Source organism: Pseudomonas sp. GW821-FHT07F05 (assembly GCF_059418765.1).
In genome coordinates, this window is the sequence record NZ_JBWKQL010000007.1 from 99,041 (window position 1) to 116,039 (window position 16,999).

The following is a 16,999-nucleotide window of genomic DNA, read 5'->3' on the forward strand; positions in this document are numbered from 1 at the left end:
GATCATGTGCCGCCAAGTGTGAATATCACATGACCTGAGGGGGTATCGGCTAACGGTGGGTTCACAGCACGAATTGATGTTGACCGAGAGGGCCCCTTCCCGGCTGAAGCCGGTCCTACAAAAGCATCGTATGCGTGCAGTGGGATTGGCGGTGACCTTGACCGTAGGACTGGCTTTAGCCGGGAAGCCTTTGATCTGATCTAAATGCGCTTTTGATCTTGATCTTCATACACGGCGAGTGCAGACGACACCAGTCGCGACTTGGGTGCAGGCTGAACGCAGGTCTCGCGCAGTGGGTCGAGCCGCATGGATGCGGCGAGAGCGCCGTCAGGACATGGATGTCCGTTCGGCGCGGGCCCACGGAGCGGGACCGAAGTGAAGGAACCCCGACGCAGGAGGGGCCCAACCAGGAGCACAAGCCCTTGGTTACTTGGGGCTTTATCAAGTAACTCGCCGAAGGCGAAACAGTCTGCCCCCAGGCAGACGCTCTTGATCTTCCATCAGCCGCACCACTGCCGGCAATGGACAGCGAGCGTGAGTCGTCACGACCCAATCCTTGCTATCATCCGCCCCCGCGCGCACGAATGATCGAGAGCCCCGCCTGCCGTTCGATACATGCGCCAAACGATCAGCTCGCAAAACCGGTTAACGCCCCAAAGGAACCCGAATGCAACACGTCACGTTGAACCGTTTCTACGCTGGGGTGCTCGCGCTGTTGCTGTGCGTCACCCTGCCCGCTTTCGCACAGGCCGCGGCGGCGCAGGTCGCGCCACAAACCGCACCGCAGGCCGCGAGCCAACCTGATGCAACGCCGGAAGTCGAGGCGCCAAGCCTGGATGACCTGAGCGAACAGCTCGACCAGATCCGGCAGAAAGTCACCGTCAGCGCCAACGATGACCTGCTGTCGAGCCTGCGCCAGGCCGCATTACAGGTGCAGAAGCAAGCCGATGACCTGATCGCCAAACAGGCGGTCGACATCGAGCACCTGAACGATCAGCTGAACATTCTCGGCCCGGTGCAACCGGACGAAGCGCCCACCCTGACCAGCCAGCGCAAGGCATTGACCGCCCAGAAAAACGCGCTGGTCAGCGACGAGCGCCAGACCAATACCTTGAGTCAGTCGGCTCGGGACCTGGCCACGCAGATCTTCAGCCTGCGCCGCAGCCTGTTCGACTCGCAAATCAGCACGCGCACGGCGAGCCCTCTCAGTTCGGCGTTCTGGTCGACCCTGATTCGCCCGACCGATGACGACCTCAGGCGCATGAACGGTTTGCTGGACGACGTCCGCAGCGTGTTCACCAGCGCACTGGCGCCCGGCAACCGCATGCTGTTTGCCAGCGTAGTGATCGGCGCGCTGCTGATCTGGGTGGTGGTGCGCCGCCTGCTGGAGAGCCTGCTGATCCGCCTGATGGTCCGCTGGTTGCCCGAGGGTCGTCTGCGCCGCAGCGCCCTGGCCCTAGCTGTCGGTCTTTCGACCGTGCTCACCATCACCACGGCCACTTCCCTGCTGCGCTGGGGCATCACCAGCAATGCAGTGCTGAGCAACGACGTGGTCAATCTCCTCGACCAACTGCAGACGCTGATCACCTTCTGCGCCTTCATCGTCGGCCTGGGCCGCGCGCTGTTGATGCTGCCGCACCCCTCGTGGCGCCTGCCGAAGATTCCTGACGAGATTGCCACGGCCATGGGCCGCTTTCCGCCTGTGTTGGCCCTGGCCCTGATGGTCATCGGCACCCAGGAGCGGATCAACAGCGTCATCGCCAGCAGCCTGGCGCTGACCGTCGCGGTCAACGGCCTGACGGCGCTGGCGGTTTCCCTGGTGTTTTTCTTCGGCCTGGTGCGCTACCGCCGCACCCGCCGCCGCTTTGCAATCGAGCGTCCGGGCGGCCTCGCCGGGCTGATCCCCTTCGTCGTCGCCGTGTGGGTCGGATTGAGTTTGCTGGCGTTGCTGAGCGGGTACCTGACGCTGGCCTACTTCCTTGCGGTCAAGCTGCTGTGGATGAGCGTGGTGGCATCGACCGCCTACCTGCTGGTGGCGTTCTTCGGCGACGTCTGCGAAACCCTCCTGTCGCCCAAGCAACCGGGCGGCATGGCACTGGGTTCGGCACTCGGCCTGTCCCCGCGCCATCAGGCCCAGGCGAGCACCATTCTGGCGGGCGTAGGCCGCAGCTTGCTGTTGCTGGCCGCCGTGCTGCTGGCCTTTCTGCCCTCGGGTTCAAGCCCGGGCGAGTTGCTCGAAAGCTTCACCCAGATGGAAGTCACAAACAAATCCCTGGGCAACCTGAACATCGTTCCAAGCGACATTCTCATGGCACTGGGTTGCCTGGTACTCGGCATGCTGGGCGTGCGCGTGCTGAAGGAATGGTTCGGCGAACGGCTGCTGCCGGAAACCAACATGGACGCCGGCATGCAGGCGTCCCTGGTGACCCTGATCGGCTACATCGGGTTTGTGCTGGTGATTGCGGTGGTGATGTCCACCCTGCACATCAGCCTGACCAACCTGACCTGGGTAGTGAGCGCCCTGTCGGTGGGGATCGGTTTTGGTTTGCAGGCCATCGTGCAGAACTTCATCTCGGGCTTGATTCTGCTGACCGAGCGGCCAGTCAAGGTCGGGGACTGGGTGAGCCTGGCGGGGGTCGAGGGCGATATTCGCCGGATCAACGTGCGTGCTACTGAAATCCAGATGTCCGACCGCTCCACGGTGATCGTGCCGAACTCGCAGTTCATTACTCAGAACGTGCGCAACGTGACCATGGGCAACGCGCTGGGCGTGGTCGGGATTTCCCTGACGCTGCCGCTGGAAACGGATGTCCTGCAGATCCGCGAACTGCTGTTGCAGGCGTTTACCGAGCACGAAGCCGTGCTCGATACGCCAGCGCCCTCGGTCACCTTCAAAGACTTGACCAACACGGGCCTGATCATCAGCGCCAGCGGTTACGTCAACAGCCCGCGCTCGGTGGGCAGTGCTCGAAGCGACCTGTTGTTTACCGTGCTGGGCCGCCTTCGGGAAATGGGCATCGCGTTGTCCGCACCGCAGAGCATGGTGTTGATCAACGACGGGCTGAGCAAGGAGCAACCGCCGGCAGTCGCTGATTGATCACCCCGCCCCATTAAGACACGCGGCGCGGCAGTCGACCCTTTCATGACTGTCACGCCGCGCGAGCACCGGAATCAGCTTACGTCTTTGTTCGGGTCTTCGGCATGGGCCCAACGGTAATCCATACGCGGCGCAAACACTTTGATCCGGCGTTTGATCTTGATAAGGATCGGGTCATGCACGGGCTCCGGATCTTTCAGGAAGGCGGTCAGCACGGCGCTCAGTGCGTAAAGGCCGCAGAATGCCCAGACCACCCCTTCAACGCCGTAGCTTTCATTGAAAATCGCGACCACCGCCGGGCCCACCCATGTGGACGCCCCTGCCCCCAGGCTTAGCACCGACAGCGCGGCGGCTTTGTTATTCGGCGCCAACGCGGGGGCGAGTGCCGACAGCGGGACGAAACACGCCAGGGTCAGGCCGTAAAAGGCACCGAAGATCGAAGCGATCAGGAAATCGTGGGGAAACGCCTGGGGCATAAAAAAGAACAACGGCGTGCTGATCGTGCTCCCCACCGCGCCAAACCACAGGATCGTGTTGCGATAGCCGATCTTGGTGCTGATCACGCTTGAGCTCAGATTACCGATGATGTTGAACACGAAGACGATGGTCAGCAGGCGTAGCCACTCTTCCAGGGTGAAGCCGACGGTGTGCATGAAGAACCCGGGCATGACCACCAGAAAACCGAACATCGACGAGGTGTTGATCACCCGGACGAGGGCGGCCAGCGAGACTTTCGGACGCGTCCACATGATGGTGATGTTCTTCGCCATCGACACCATCGGCCGCTCACCCTCGGGCGCCAGTCGACGCATGCCGTGGGCCTCACGCATCCCGATCAGACCAATCGCGCCGCCGATGACCACCAGAGCAAAGGACAACCAGAAGGTCTGCAATGCGCCGATCAGCGGGATAGCGGCGCTCGCCACCAGAGAACCCAGCATCGGCAGGCCCGCAGCGTAAGCCACCCAGAACCAGCCCACGGCCATGCCCATTTTGCGGGACGGCGTTGACGCTGCGATCCACACCAGAAAGCCATAAGCGAACAATGGATAACCGAAGCCGCGCAGGCCGTAGGTCAGGAGAATCATCGAGTAGCTCAGTTCCTGCAATCCGTAGATCAGGAAGAGCACTTCAAACACGCTCCAGATGACCAATCCCAGGAACATCACCCGTTTCGGGCCCCAGATATTGGAGAGCGCGCCGGCGAGCCAGGAGGAAATCCCGACCGTTACACCGTAGAGGGTGAAGATCATGGCGATTTCGTCGCCAGGCATGCCGCGTTCACTGAGGAAGGGCGAGAGGTATCCGAGTTCTACGCCATCGCCGATCATGAAGATCAACAGGCCGACAAAGCCCCAGAACATGGGATAGGGAATTCCGACTTTTTCGCAGAATCGTGAGAGTGGAGTGTTCGGAGTGGATTGATCGCTCAATTTTCCGTTCCTTGTTTGCTGCACGGCGTTTGGTCGCGCCGAATGAATGGCCTCGATGAGGTTGAAAGGCAGATGGGTGGCACAGATTTCCGCTTCGGGCAGCGAGCAAACTGGCTTGATGGGTAGCGCGCGGGGGTCAGACGTGACAGCAGCTATCGTCGACCCATTAATCTATGTTTTTTCTAGATTTTCGAGCCCGAAGCCCGCTTTTTATGCCAGATGAATCGATTAAGCACAACCGAGCCGGGCTGCCGTGGGTGCGACAACGTGCCCGGTTGTGTCGTCTGAGGGGTAGAGGGACTGGGCGGTCGGGTGTTGCAAATTGCGTATGAAAATAACTGCATCTTTTTTTGCAGGATGGCTCTATTCCGCTCATCGCGGCGATGTTTCGTCAGAACACCGCTGCCCTTTATGCAGCCGCTGTCGAGCGGGCGGCCAGCGAAATGCTGATCATATTTGCCTGTCAGCCCATCGCTGGCCACCTGTTCAGACCGAATCCGCCGTGCTCTCCTCGGCGTCGTGACACCTGAAGAGGACTGCCCTTTTCTATTATTCATAACTCTAGATACATCTTCCTCCTTGATCTAACATCGAACGACTTTCACCATCCGCCCCACACTTCACAGGGAGCTGCTGGTGAAAAGCAGGGAATTAATTGCAGCGTTAGAGGCCGCGGGCTGGACCTTGGCTCGAATCAGAGGCAGCCATCACGTTTACACACATCCGTGCAGCCCCAACTCCATCCCGGTCCCGCATCCGAAGAAGGACCTTCCCATAGGAACGATCAAAAGCATCAGGAGGCGGGCATGTCTATTACCTCTGGCACCCACTTGATCCTAGCGCAGGAGCACACCATGCAATATCCCATCGCCATCGAATGGGGCGACGAGACGACGGCTGTCGGCATACAGATTCCGGACATTCCCGGCGCGGTGACGGCTGGCGACACGTTCGAAGACGCTTACAACGCCGCGGTCGAAATTGCCCATATTTGTCTTGAAGAACGGGTTGCCGACGGTCACGCCGTGCCGATGCCATCATCGGCTCGAGCGCATCATGATAATGACGATTACGCAAACATGGGTTGGGGCATGATCGAGATCGACATCACCCCTTATCTGGGCAAGACCGAGAAGGTCAATGTCACCTTGCCGGGGTTTGTCATACAGCGCATCGACCGTTATGTTCGCGACCACAACGTCAAAAGCCGCTCTTCGTTTTTGGCGGATGCGGCGCTGGAAAAACTCGGGCGGGTTTGAATAGAAAGTGACCGCAGCAATACCACGCGCACCGGGTGGGACCGGCTTTAGCCGGGAAGGCCTCAGGTGCGTCACACCGCAAACTGATGGAGTCCACACCGGCCTCTTCCCGGCTGAAGCCGGTCCCACTACAAAGCATCGTGCCCAGTGTAGGACCGGCTTTAGCCGGGAAGGCGTCCGATCTCGCACCCCACAACTGATGGCCTCACCGAGATGGGCGGATTTTCCTGCACCACCCCCAAGACGAGGGGTTGGTGAAAGCGTCACGCATCTGCCCGGCCGTTATTCTGCGGGCATCGGCGTCAAAAGCGAGCGCGGTTCGCAAAGCAGGCCAACCATGCCTGGGTAAGTGGCGTGGCGGTTTCAACCCGGCTTCCAGGTGCTGATCACGGGCCTGATTCGAAGGTAGATGCCGGAAGGGGTGTCTGCCGCTTGCCAGTTCGTAGATCACACACGCCACCGCGTAGACGTCAGCATTTGTCGAGAGTTGTTGGTGCTCAAGCACTTCAGGGGCAGCGTAGCCCGGGGTCCAGGCATTGAAACGCTCGCGACTCAAATGCGGCAAGCCGGGTAATACGCCCTCCTCGGCCCTGCCAAGACCGAAGTCGAACAGGCGCACGCCCTCTTCACTGAGCATGATGTTGCTGGGTTTGATATCACCGTGAACCACGCCGCGAGCGTGGGCGAATGCCAGTGCGTCCAGCAACGGCAGAACGATCTCGCGCAGCTCTTTCCATGGCAGTCCCAGCGGCCGCTCACAGAGCATTTTGTCCAGCGTCAGGCCTCGCATGAGCTCCATGGTGATGAAAGCCCGCGCGCACGAGGTGTCGACATGAAACCCGTGCACACGCAGCACGTTGTCATGCCGCAGGTATCGGGTCAGGCGGAACTCGCTGTAGAGCACTGCGCTGGCGTCCGGCGACTCGGCGAAGTCTTCGTTGAGGACTTTGAGCGCGACGTAAGGATCGGGATCTCCGTACTGCTCGGCCAGCAGATCGCGCGCACGGTAAACCGCTCCCATGCCGCCGGCACCAAGCAGGCGTTCGATGCGGTAACGACTTGCCAGGACAACGGGCATTGCGCTCATCCCTGCCGAGATGCATACCCGAGCCGTTTCAGGTTTTTGAGACCGGGCGAAGGCGAAGTAGGTGAGGTCTACGGGCGGGTCATCGCCGGCGGGAGCAGCCGGCGCCTGTCCATCGGGATCTATTTGCAGGGGATCAGTCATCCGCGAATCACCACAGCCGTCAGGTTATCCCGGGCAGCGCCGCGCAAGGCGTCATCGAACAGGCGCTTGAGCGCTGTTTCCGGCTGAACGTGATTCAATGCGTGACCCAGCGCATCGCTACTCAACCCCTGATACAAACCGTCGCTGCACAGCAGGAACGCATCGCCCGGAAACACCTCAAGCTCCAGCACCTCCAGCGTCAGTTGCTCGGCAGCGCCCACCGCTCGGGTCAAAGCGTGCGCTCCCGGGTAGGCGCAGGCCTGGCGAGCATTCATCTGTCGCTCGTCGATCAGTTGCTGTTGCAGGGAATGGTCCCGGGACAGCTGATACAGCCGCTGGCCGCGCCACAAATAGCAGCGGCTGTCACCCGCCCAGACACAGGCCGCCCGGCTTTCCTCCATCAGAAGTGCGACCACCGTGCTGCCGATGATGCTGTCCTGTCGGCCTGCACGGACGGTCAGCTCCTGGCCCAGCCGCCGGTTCAGCCAGTGCAGGCACTGCCTAACGCCGATAAGCCTGTCATCGAAGTGATCGCGCACCGGCAGCTCCGCCAGACTGGCGACGATCATCTGGCTGGCGATATCGCCTCCCTGATGGCCGCCCATGCCATCGGCAACCACCCACAGTCCCCTCTCGGGACACTCCAGAAACGCATCTTCATTGCGCGCCCGGACCTTGCCGCTGTGGGTCCGCGCAGCGCTGCGCCACTGGCCGGCGATCGCCATCAGAGTTGTGCCGGCATGCGGAAGCTGCGCAGCACGCTCATGTCGAAAGGGTTGGGCGAACGCTGGCTCGTCAACAGGTAGCTGGCACGCAGACCACCGACATCGGCCTTCAGTACCAGCACGTCGCGACCGGTCAGCTCCTCCCGTTGCATTGAATCCAGCAGACGGAACAGCGACCACGGCCCTGAGCTTTCTTCGATACCCAGGGGTCGGCCAACCATTCTGTCGAGCACCAGACTGGTTCGACCGGCCTGCGCATCGGTGGGCCATTTGAATGACACCGGGACAATCGGACCGTGGCGGTATTCAAGGGTCTTGTCACCCAGCTTGAATTCGGACCGACTGACAGAAGAGTCCAGGGTATGGGGCTCAAGTTTGAACTGCACCTGAGGCTCGGCCGGGTTGTCGGCGAAGAACCCCTGTCGGATGACTCGAGCGGCGGTCATCTGATCAAGATACGCCCGGGAGATCGGCAGGCTTTGCCCGTCGATACTGCGCAGACGATAACTGCCTTTCTCGCCACTCACGAACGGACGCAGGAATCCGTCGAAGAAGCGGTCTGTAACGCCCTGAACCTTGAAGAACTCGCGAAAATCACTGAGTGCGACATCGCTGGCACTGTCAGCGCTGAACGGATAACGCTTGCTGATCGCCTTGGCGTAAAAACTGTACACCTCGCTCTGGTAGTGCTGGTTCACGTGTTGATAGGCATCGCGAAGCACCAGCCGCCACGCGTCTTCGGCCAAGGTGTTGAACCACGCGCCCACCGGACGCGGCAGGCGACTGGATGCCGCACGCAAAGTGCCCAGCGCATCCCGCTGTCCGCCCATGCGTGACTTGGCCATGTCGAACGCAGCCTGCTCCGGCGAGCTGGCCCTGCCCAGACTCGCCATCTGCAGTTGCAGCTCATTGAGCACCGCCAGAACAGGTATCAGGTCCGCCGTCGGGCCGTCTTTTTCGTCGAGCAGGCGGTGCAGCGGATCGAACCGGTTTTGCAGTGATTTGCGTGCGGTGTCCGGGACGGATGCACTCAACGTTTCGGAAGCTTTGCTTGACGCAGCGACCGCCAGTTTGCCGGCTTTGCCACCCTTATCCGGCAACTGCGCAGTGGCATCGACGGCGTTTGTCAGTGCCTCGGCTAAAGGTGTGAAACGAGTGTTCTCCCGTACTTCCCTGAGCAGATTGATGACCGGCGAATGGGCCGACGTCAGGCCAGCCAGTTGCTCGGCACTGTCGGCAAAATCGTAGGGCCCGGGCAGCTCGACCACGCTCACCGCCTCGCCCCAGTAATCAGCGTAATCACGGAAATAAAGCTGCTCCAGTTCAACCATCAAGCGCCGCATATCCATGTCGCTGAGACCGGAGCCTTCGCCCAGCACCCAATTGTCCCGCAGGATATCGGTCACCACCCGGGAGCCGTGCACCGAAAAATACTGCTCGTAGCCCTGCCGGGTGTAAAACCCCGGAATCACATAATCGGTGCCGACGAACAGCGCTGCCTGCGGCCCGAGATGCTGGTCGAGACTGTAATCCGGCAAGGTCGCCGCCTGCTCGCGCAGCATCCGGTAGACGACGTTCGCCAGCGACTCACCACGCAGCACCTGCCGGGCCTGCACCACGCGCTGTTCATTGAGGTCATGGACAAACGGCAGCGTCAGCAACCGTTCGAAGTGGGCGTTCAAACCGTTTTGCGCAGCGGCGTCCCCGGGGTACAGCTCGGACCAGACAGCGGCGACCTGCTCCTTGAGCCACGCCGCATCCCGCCGGTCTTTCATGCCCAGCATCAGATAGGCACGCAGGCTTTTGAGGAGCCCCTCGCGATCGTCAAGGCTCGCGGCAATCTGCCTCTCCAGCATCGTCGCTACCTGAGGCAAGAGCAGCCGTTCAAGCTCGCGATCGTAAGCGCTTTCGACCACCGGATTGACCGCTTGGCCTTGATAAAGGCCGCCGCGCGTTTGGTAACCGACATCCTCTTTGCCAGGGAAAACCCGGGTCGCCGCATAGCCGCTGTCCAGCACTTTCAGCGCTGCGAAAAGGTCATCCTGGACCGCGGTCGCCGACCGCTGCTCGGCCCAGGTTCTGGCAAGGGCGCCCAGGCTGTCCAGACGTTCATAGTTGCCGGAAAAACTCACGGCCCAAAGGCTGCCGAACAGCGCGAGTGACGCCAGTGCGCCTGCGTATAGCGCGCGCTGAGCCCAATGGATACGGCGGCGCTCGCGCATGTCCAGGCCCGCAATGTCAGCCTCGGGGAAGATGACTCTGCTGAGCAGGTGATTGATGAAACGCGATCGGCCCCTCCCCAGTGTCGGCAGCGTTTCTGTGCTCATCCCGGGACTGGCACCCCTGCCGACAGCGGGCGAGTGCATGTCCTGTTCAAAGCCTGGCGCGCTGGTGAGATAGAAACCGCGCAACTGGCTCGCCAACTGGTAGCGATTGCCCGTGAACGCCAGTTCCACAAACACGCACACGCGCTCGCCGATTCCGCTGAGTTGATGGGGTAAGTCGAGAATGCCGCCACGGCGCGAGGTATCACGCTCTTGATGGATGCGGGTGATCACCTGACTGTTGAGCCGAACCAGCAGTTCGCCGAATTCGTTGCGCAGCATGGCGGCGTCAGTGCCGCTCTGCCCGTTCTTGAAGGTGGTGCCGAGGACCTGATCACTTTCCTCCCGGGTCAGTTGATCGAAAAACGCGTCGAAGCCCGGAAGGCTGTCGGCCTTGCTCAACACAAGATAGACAGGCACCTCGACATGGAGCTTCTGATTCACCTCCTGTAACTGCGCACGCACCTGTCCCGCGAGGGTCTCCAGTTCAGGATCACTGCCGTGGAGGAGCGTGTCGACAGGGAGCGTGACGAGTACGCCGTTCAGAGGGCGGTTGCGGCGATATTTGCGCAGCAGATCAAGCAGCGTGCACCAGGCGCTGCGGTCGATGTCGGCGTTCGGCTGGGTCAGGTAACGGCCTGGGGTGTCGAGGAGCACGGCATTGTTGGCAAAATACCAGTCACTGTGGCGAGTGCCTCGGGTGTCGCGGGTAAGTTTGCGCCCGACTGTGTTGAGCGGAAACTCGAGCCCTGAAAACTCCAGCAGGCTGGTCTTGCCGCTGCCCTCGGGTCCGATCAGCAGGTACCACGGCAGCTCGGTGCGCCAGTGTTCGCTGCGGCCGCGATACAGGCTTGAGGTCTTCTGCGTTTTCAGCGCGTCCTTGAAACGCGTCGTCAGTTCAGCCTGCTCCTCGTCGATCTGATCGTCGCGCAAGAGGCGCGCCTGACCGTCTTCGCTGTCCTCGACCGCTTTCTTGCGCTCTCCGGCACGCCAGCTGACATACACCATGGCAAGGCCCCAGAGCAGGAACAGCGAACTGATGGTCAACAGCCGGGCGCTTGAACCCTCCCAGAACTTTCGGTCGTCAACCGCCAGGAGCGGCCCGACGAACCAGACCATCAGCGCCACGAGCAACACCAGCAGGAGCGTCCACACCCACGTCTGACGCAGAAGCGCGCCGGTTTTCTTGAAAAAGTTTTTCATCACACGTCTCTGTTTACGGCTGCGGATGCGGCTGCGGCTGTAATTGCGCTTGCCGCTGGGATTGCGGGTGAGCGGCAGGCTGATCGAACAGCTGATAAGGTTGAAGGACGGCCTTGCGGTGCTCGCCCAGCACCCAGGCGAAGCCCGAATACATCACGATCAGACACACCAGGGTGAAGCCCACCACCATCCAGCCGGGCACGATGCGGACCAGGCTGCGGCGCTGTTGGTTCAGGCCTTCCCAATGGGGCGACAGCTCGCGAGGCGCTTCACCGCGCAGCTGGCGAACCTGCCGGTAAACCGCGTCGCGAATGTTCTCGAGCTCCTGCACCCCACGGGTCTGCACCCGGTAGCGGCCCTCGAAACCCAGAGACAAGCACAGGTACATCAGCTCCAGCATCGACAGATGCTTCACCGGGTTTTTCGTGAGTCGATCCAGCAGCTGGAAAAACTTTTCCCCACCGAAGGTTTCCTGGTGAAACCTGCTCAGCAGGCTCATCTGCGACCACTCGCTTTCGTTGCCCTGGCCGCTCGTTACCACGGCCTCATCCAGAACAGTGCAGAGCACATAGCGGGCGCCCGCGACCTGGCTGCTCTCGGCACCGTTGTGCAGCGCTCGCGCTTCAAACGATTTCAGCACGTGGGTCAGGTGCTCATGCAGCGCGGCCATATCGTGAGGAATGTCACCGCTTCTGAGCCGTACAACCTCGGACAACAGCTCCGATGCAGCTGCCACAAGCGGGTTCATGCCGACATTGAACGTCTGCGCCGGTCGCAGGCGCGCGGCGTAGATCATGCGTTCTTCCAGTTGTTCGAAGCGCGGCGGCGGCGTGGAATCCGTCATCGGCTTCGACGCCGGGCCGTGACCCTGTCGAGTGACCAGGACGGTTTTGTCGTCCTGTTGATAATCGCTATCCCTGATCATGGCGTTCAATTCCTGATGGCCCAGAAGTTGAGTTCAAGCTCGGCAAACTCACCGGACACGTGGAACGCGAATCCGCCGGAGCGCTCCAGCTGCGCCAGGTCTTCGGAGCTGAGTTCAAGGACGAAGTAGGTTTTCTTCGAATGAAACGCGATTTGCCGCGGCGCCACCGGTAACGGGGTGAGCTTGATGCCGGGCAAGTGCAGGTTCACCAACTGGCGGATACGTTCCACCGGTGCAACCTTGAAATGCGCGGGCAGACGATGACGCAGTTCCTCGGAATCGCAATTGGCACTCGCCGCCAATACAAAGGAGGCCGAACCCAGCAACGTGCGATCGTGCAGCGGCGAGACGGTGATGCCGTATTGACGCGGCTGTAGCACCAGCTCGATGGCGTGTTGCTCCAGCACCATCGACAGCATCTGCCGAAGCGCTTCCACCAATCTGCGAAAGCTTTCCCCTTGATCGCTGTGCCGGTAGCGGCTGTCCAGACGCGGCCGCTTGCTGTCACTCGAGAAGGTCGCCAGATCGCCCAGCAGGGTCAGCAACGCGCGGTAGAGTTCTTCCGGATGCACGTGCTCCAGACCCAGGTAGTGACGAAGCAGCAGTTCGGCACGATTGATCAGCTGAAGCATCATGAAGTCGCCCATTTCCGCGCTGGCGACCGTGCCGCTGGAGCGGATACGCTCGGCAATGCTGTCGCCCCGATGGCTGAGCATGCTGATGACTTCCTTCAGGCACGACAGCAGATAGGCGGAAGCATGGGACTGAAGGTAAGTCGGTACGAAATCCGGGGCGAGACTGACCACGCCGTCAGGGGTTGTGTCGAGCACGGTGCAGATCTTCAGCTTGACGTAAGCGTGGTCGCTCTGCTCTTCGCCCAAGAGCAATCTGAAGTCGGGACGGCCGCAGCTCACCTGACAGATCGCGTCATCACCTGCATTTGAATCGGCGACTTGCGTTTCATACGCGGTATAACGCGCCAGCACATCGGACTGCTCCGGTCGCCTGGCTTCCACGTGATTGCCGGTGACCAGCGGCAACGCCAGATAAACAGGCGTGTTGACGGTATTGGGCGGTATGTCGAGGGCCAGCGACTGCGTGTTGCCGCCCAACTCGAACACGCTGCCGTCAGGCAGGATGCCCGACGCCTGACTGATCACCAGTTTCCCCATGTTCAGAAACTGCAGATCGATCTCCAGCGCCAGGAATCCCCAGGCGTAGCCACCCATTAACCGAGTACGGATTTTCAGCTGGTGGTCGTAATACCGGTCGTTGTGCTGGAAATGCTGAGGACGTAGCAGCATGCCCTCCTGCCAGATGACTTTGTGCGTATTCATGGCTGGTCAACTGCCTCGGCAAGCGCTTCAGGTGAAGTCCGAATGCCGCTTTCATCAAGGGTCAGATCGACTTCGGTGGCGGTTCGCGGCGGGAGGTGAAGCGTGGAGCGCCACGAGGCTTGTGACAGGTCGCGGTACGCCGCAACTACGCCGACATAGCGACTGCCCTTCTGCACACTGAGCTTGAGCTCGACCGTTTCGCCCGGACGCAGCTCAAGCTCCTCGGTGGCGACCATGTCCGGAGCCAGGGACTCTCTGGCCCGCTCATACAGGCTGAAAAAATCAGCGTTCTCGAATGCCACCGCGTGTTTGAGCTCGTACAGGCGGACCACGATCGGTGAAGGACGACCATTCAGATCGGGGTTCAGCTGATCACTGGCCGTGAGCCTGAGGTTGAGTTTGGTGAGGTGTGAATACGGCGACAGCGTCGAGCAACCTGCAAGGATGAGCACGGCAATCAACGCGGTCAGCGCGTGTAGGAAGAAAGTTGTACGGCGAAACATGCGCTTCATCCCTGATGATCAGTGTGGAGGGTGGAAATCAGACGAATCTGCTCTTCATAGGCTTGGGCGAAATCTCGCGCCAGCAGGCGTTCGCTCCAGTCATTGTCCTGACGCAACGCCTGGTGATAGCGGCCATAGGCTCTCCAGCGACTGCCGGAGGTCGCGAGCAGTGGCGGGTTGTCGCGCTCGAATCGCAGGGTGAGTTGCTCCGGTGAAAAATGCTCCAGCGTGGCGCGCGTTGTCGCGCGACAGGCGGCCAGCAAGGCGACCTGATGCGCCTGCACGTCATGGAAGGCTCGGCTTACCGCCAGCTCGGCGGGCAGTTGCCCGGGTTTACCAGGTCGCAACAACGCCGACAGGGCTTCGCCCGCATCGACCGCTGATTTCAGCGGGTTGCGCTGGGCGCCCTGCACGGTGGTCTGCGACAGGCGCAATTCATTTTTCAACTCGCTGCGCGTTTGCAGGTGCTGCTGGAGACCGCCGACGCACTGCCTGAGCAGACGGCCGGCATTGATCGCCAGCGCCTCCCGGGCAGCCTGATCAAGATCGTCGAATTCGAGACCCAGCGCGTCGGAAAACCGGGTCCAGAAATCATCGGTCTGGCGTTTGGTCTCAACAGCGGCTGGCGCGGGTGCTGGAGCGGGGTGTGCTGCAGGATCTTCGACCAGCTCTGGCACGCGCAGGCTTTCCATGTCCACCCGGGCATAGTCCGCACGCTGTGGACCGTCCTTGATGGCGGCAGCTGGCGAAATCAGTTCGTCGATGTCCGAGTGGACGCGTTCCTGCTGGTCGAGCGCGCTCAGCGGGTCGAGGTCCAGAAAAGAGTCGTCCGGGATGATGCTGCCGGCTGCACAAGTGCGACCCACGTCACCGTCAAACGAGGTCGGCTCACGCATCAATCGGGCACGCAGCTCGAAATCGCCCATTACATACAGACTGCCATGCTCGATGCGAACAGGTTGCCCCTTGGGCAGACGCACCCTGCTCTCCCCACTCAGCACGCCATTGCTGCTGGTATCGGTGAGATAAAAGCTGCCATCGCGGTAGCTGATCGTGATGTGGTGGTGGGACACGTGCCGGCTGCGGTCGGGAATGACCCAATCGCAGTCCACCGCCCGTCCGATCACGCCGCCCGCCTGCCTGAAGGTCTTTTGGCATTGCTCCGCAGGCACAAACTGCCGGGTGCTCAGCATTTCGAAAACCAGTTCCACGGTGGTGCTCCTTGTGGTCAGTTACCGCGGTTGGCTGCCTGCGGATCACCCAGCGGGCGATAGGTGTTGTCGTTGAATTTGTAATTGCCGCTGCAGCCCGAGACGCCACAGAGAAGAACAAGGGTCAGCAGAGCAGCTTGCCGGTGACGAGCGAACATCAGGGGATCTCCAGAGGTGAGCACAGGGCGCCGTCGGTTGGCGCGAGGGAAAGCGAGCGGGAAAAAAATCGTTCGTGCCTACGCATTGATTTCACCCAAATTGATATTGAGGCGGCCAAGGCGGTACAGCAGCGTTCGCCTGGGCAGCCCAAGCTCTCGGGCGGACAGGCTCTGATTCCCTTCGTTTTTACGCAGGCAATCGAGCAGCAGGCCGCGTTCGACCTGCTCAAGGCGTTCGCGCAGATTCAGGCGGGCAGCACCAGGGGCAGCATCCGCGCGGAGGGTGAAATGTTCGGGAAGCAATTGGCCTCCTTCGCACAGCAGAACAGCACGTTCGACCAGCCCCTTGAGCTCGCGAACGTTTCCGGGAAAGGCGTACCCGGACAAGTGATCGAGCGCCGCGTCAGACCAGCACAGAGCATCCCGTTGCAGAAATGCGCAGGCCTTGTCGGCGAAATGCCGGGCGAGATCGACGATGTCATCGCCTCGCTGGCGAAGAGCGGGCAGCTCGATGGGGAATTGCGAGAGGCGGTAGTAGAGGTCCTCGCGAAAGGTGCCTTCGCTGACCATGGCCAACAGATCCCGGTGGCTCGCTGCCAGGATTCGCACGTCTATCTTGTGCGTGTCATTGGAGCCCAGCGGGCGTATCTCTCCCTCCTGCAGCACGCGCAGCAGCTTGGCCTGCAGCGACAGCGGCATGTCGCCGACTTCATCGAGCAACAGGGTCCCGCCGTTGGCTGCATCGAACAGTCCGGCGCGATTACGCAGAGCGCCGGTGAAGGCCCCCTTGCTATAACCGAACAACTCGCTTTCCAGCAGGCTTTCAGGGAGTGCCGCGCAGTTCTGCACGATGAAGGGCTGCGAGCGACGCGGACCGTAGTCGTGGATGGCACGTGCCACCACTTCCTTGCCGGTGCCCGTTTCTCCGCGCAGTAAAACGGTATACGGGCTGTGCAGGACTTTACTGATCATCGAACAGGTGTGGCGCATGGGCGCGCTTTTGCCGATCAACCCATAGGCGCTGATGCTTGGAACACTGACGCGCACGGGTGGTGAATCATCGGTACGTCGTCTCAAGCGCTGAAGCAGCTGCAATTGATGCAGCACGAACGTGCCCAGTCGACCAAGGGAGTCGGCAAAAGCCTGCAGCTCCAGGTGTCGACTGCTCGCGCAGACGAGCAAGCCTTCCACCGCCTGTTGATCACTGACGATGGGCACACACAGCAGGGACTGCCAAGGCTTCGCTCCGGGCGGCAGGAAACGGGTTTCGTGCAGGCTGCCCGGCAAATCGACGAGGCACACAACGCGGTTTTGGCACAGCGCAAACTGCAGCAGTTGCTCACCGTTGTAATCGGTTGGCAGGCTCTGAGCCTCACGGGGTTGCACGCTGCCCTCAAGGCACTCGGCAGTCATGCCCAGACACGTATGGGTCGCGTCCAGCAGATAAAGCTGAGTCAGCTCGCACCCGCTCAACTCGCCGAGTCCGAGCACGAGCCCGCTCAGCAGCGCGGCATCGTCCGCTGCGCGTGCAAGCCGGGCGAATTGCTCCAGAAACGCTTCCGCATAGGCCAGCGGTTGCGGCACCTGAATGAACAT

The 16,999-nt window shown here is 61.1% G+C and carries 13 protein-coding genes; 3 read left to right on the forward strand and 10 right to left on the reverse strand.

Annotated elements, in window-relative coordinates:
* Positions 1–667: 667 nt before the first annotated feature.
* Entirely contained in the window at positions 668–3,097 is a 2,430-nt protein-coding gene (locus AC07RO_RS16135) for a DUF3772 domain-containing protein (protein WP_495009487.1), read from the forward strand.
* A gap of 74 nt (positions 3,098–3,171) precedes the next feature.
* Here AC07RO_RS16135 and AC07RO_RS16140 read toward each other — a convergent pair whose 3' ends face one another.
* On the reverse strand, positions 3,172–4,530 hold the full coding sequence (locus tag AC07RO_RS16140) for an MFS transporter (RefSeq protein ID WP_346625794.1): 1,359 nt from the start codon (positions 4,528–4,530) through the stop codon (positions 3,172–3,174).
* A gap of 636 nt (positions 4,531–5,166) precedes the next feature.
* Between AC07RO_RS16140 and AC07RO_RS16145 the strand changes: the two genes are divergently transcribed.
* Positions 5,167–5,364 (forward strand): type II toxin-antitoxin system HicA family toxin, encoded by a 198-nt coding sequence (locus AC07RO_RS16145; protein ID WP_495086538.1) that lies wholly within the window; start codon positions 5,167–5,169, stop codon positions 5,362–5,364.
* 20 nt (positions 5,365–5,384) lie between these two features.
* Positions 5,385–5,789: a type II toxin-antitoxin system HicB family antitoxin gene (locus AC07RO_RS16150; protein ID WP_192173477.1), complete on the forward strand. Its 405-nt coding sequence runs from the start codon at positions 5,385–5,387 to the stop codon at positions 5,787–5,789.
* A gap of 205 nt (positions 5,790–5,994) precedes the next feature.
* On the opposite strand, the gene AC07RO_RS16155 is transcribed toward AC07RO_RS16150, so the two are convergent.
* From AC07RO_RS16155 to AC07RO_RS16195, 9 genes are all read right to left on the reverse strand, one after another.
* Complete coding sequence (locus AC07RO_RS16155) at positions 5,995–7,017, reverse strand: serine/threonine-protein kinase (protein ID WP_192172614.1); 1,023 nt, start codon at positions 7,015–7,017, stop codon at positions 5,995–5,997.
* Positions 7,014–7,742 (reverse strand): PP2C family protein-serine/threonine phosphatase, encoded by a 729-nt coding sequence (locus tag AC07RO_RS16160; protein WP_282368361.1) that lies wholly within the window; start codon positions 7,740–7,742, stop codon positions 7,014–7,016. The genes AC07RO_RS16155 and AC07RO_RS16160 overlap by 4 nt, the downstream gene beginning before the upstream one ends.
* A complete protein-coding gene (gene tssM / locus AC07RO_RS16165; RefSeq protein ID WP_495086539.1) occupies positions 7,742–11,269 on the reverse strand; it encodes a type VI secretion system membrane subunit TssM in 3,528 nt (1,175 codons plus the stop codon). The genes AC07RO_RS16160 and tssM overlap by 1 nt, the downstream gene beginning before the upstream one ends.
* A 13-nt stretch (positions 11,270–11,282) precedes the next feature.
* Positions 11,283–12,194, reverse strand: a complete 912-nt coding sequence (gene icmH, locus AC07RO_RS16170; RefSeq protein WP_495086540.1) for a type IVB secretion system protein IcmH/DotU — start codon at positions 12,192–12,194, stop codon at positions 11,283–11,285.
* A 5-nt stretch (positions 12,195–12,199) separates the two neighbouring features.
* Positions 12,200–13,531 carry a type VI secretion system baseplate subunit TssK gene (gene tssK, locus AC07RO_RS16175; RefSeq protein WP_192172610.1) on the reverse strand — a complete coding sequence of 444 codons (1,332 nt, stop codon included), beginning with the start codon at positions 13,529–13,531 and terminating at the stop codon, positions 12,200–12,202.
* Positions 13,528–14,034: a type VI secretion system lipoprotein TssJ gene (tssJ, locus tag AC07RO_RS16180; RefSeq protein ID WP_495086541.1), complete on the reverse strand. Its 507-nt coding sequence runs from the start codon at positions 14,032–14,034 to the stop codon at positions 13,528–13,530. The genes tssK and tssJ overlap by 4 nt, the downstream gene beginning before the upstream one ends.
* A gap of 5 nt (positions 14,035–14,039) precedes the next feature.
* Positions 14,040–15,245: a type VI secretion system-associated FHA domain protein TagH gene (gene tagH, locus AC07RO_RS16185; protein WP_495086542.1), complete on the reverse strand. Its 1,206-nt coding sequence runs from the start codon at positions 15,243–15,245 to the stop codon at positions 14,040–14,042.
* 17 nt (positions 15,246–15,262) lie between these two features.
* Positions 15,263–15,403, reverse strand: a complete 141-nt coding sequence (locus AC07RO_RS16190) for a type VI secretion protein (protein ID WP_495009479.1) — start codon at positions 15,401–15,403, stop codon at positions 15,263–15,265.
* 78 nt (positions 15,404–15,481) lie between these two features.
* Positions 15,482–16,999 (reverse strand): sigma-54 interaction domain-containing protein, encoded by a 1,518-nt coding sequence (locus AC07RO_RS16195; RefSeq protein ID WP_495086543.1) that lies wholly within the window; start codon positions 16,997–16,999, stop codon positions 15,482–15,484.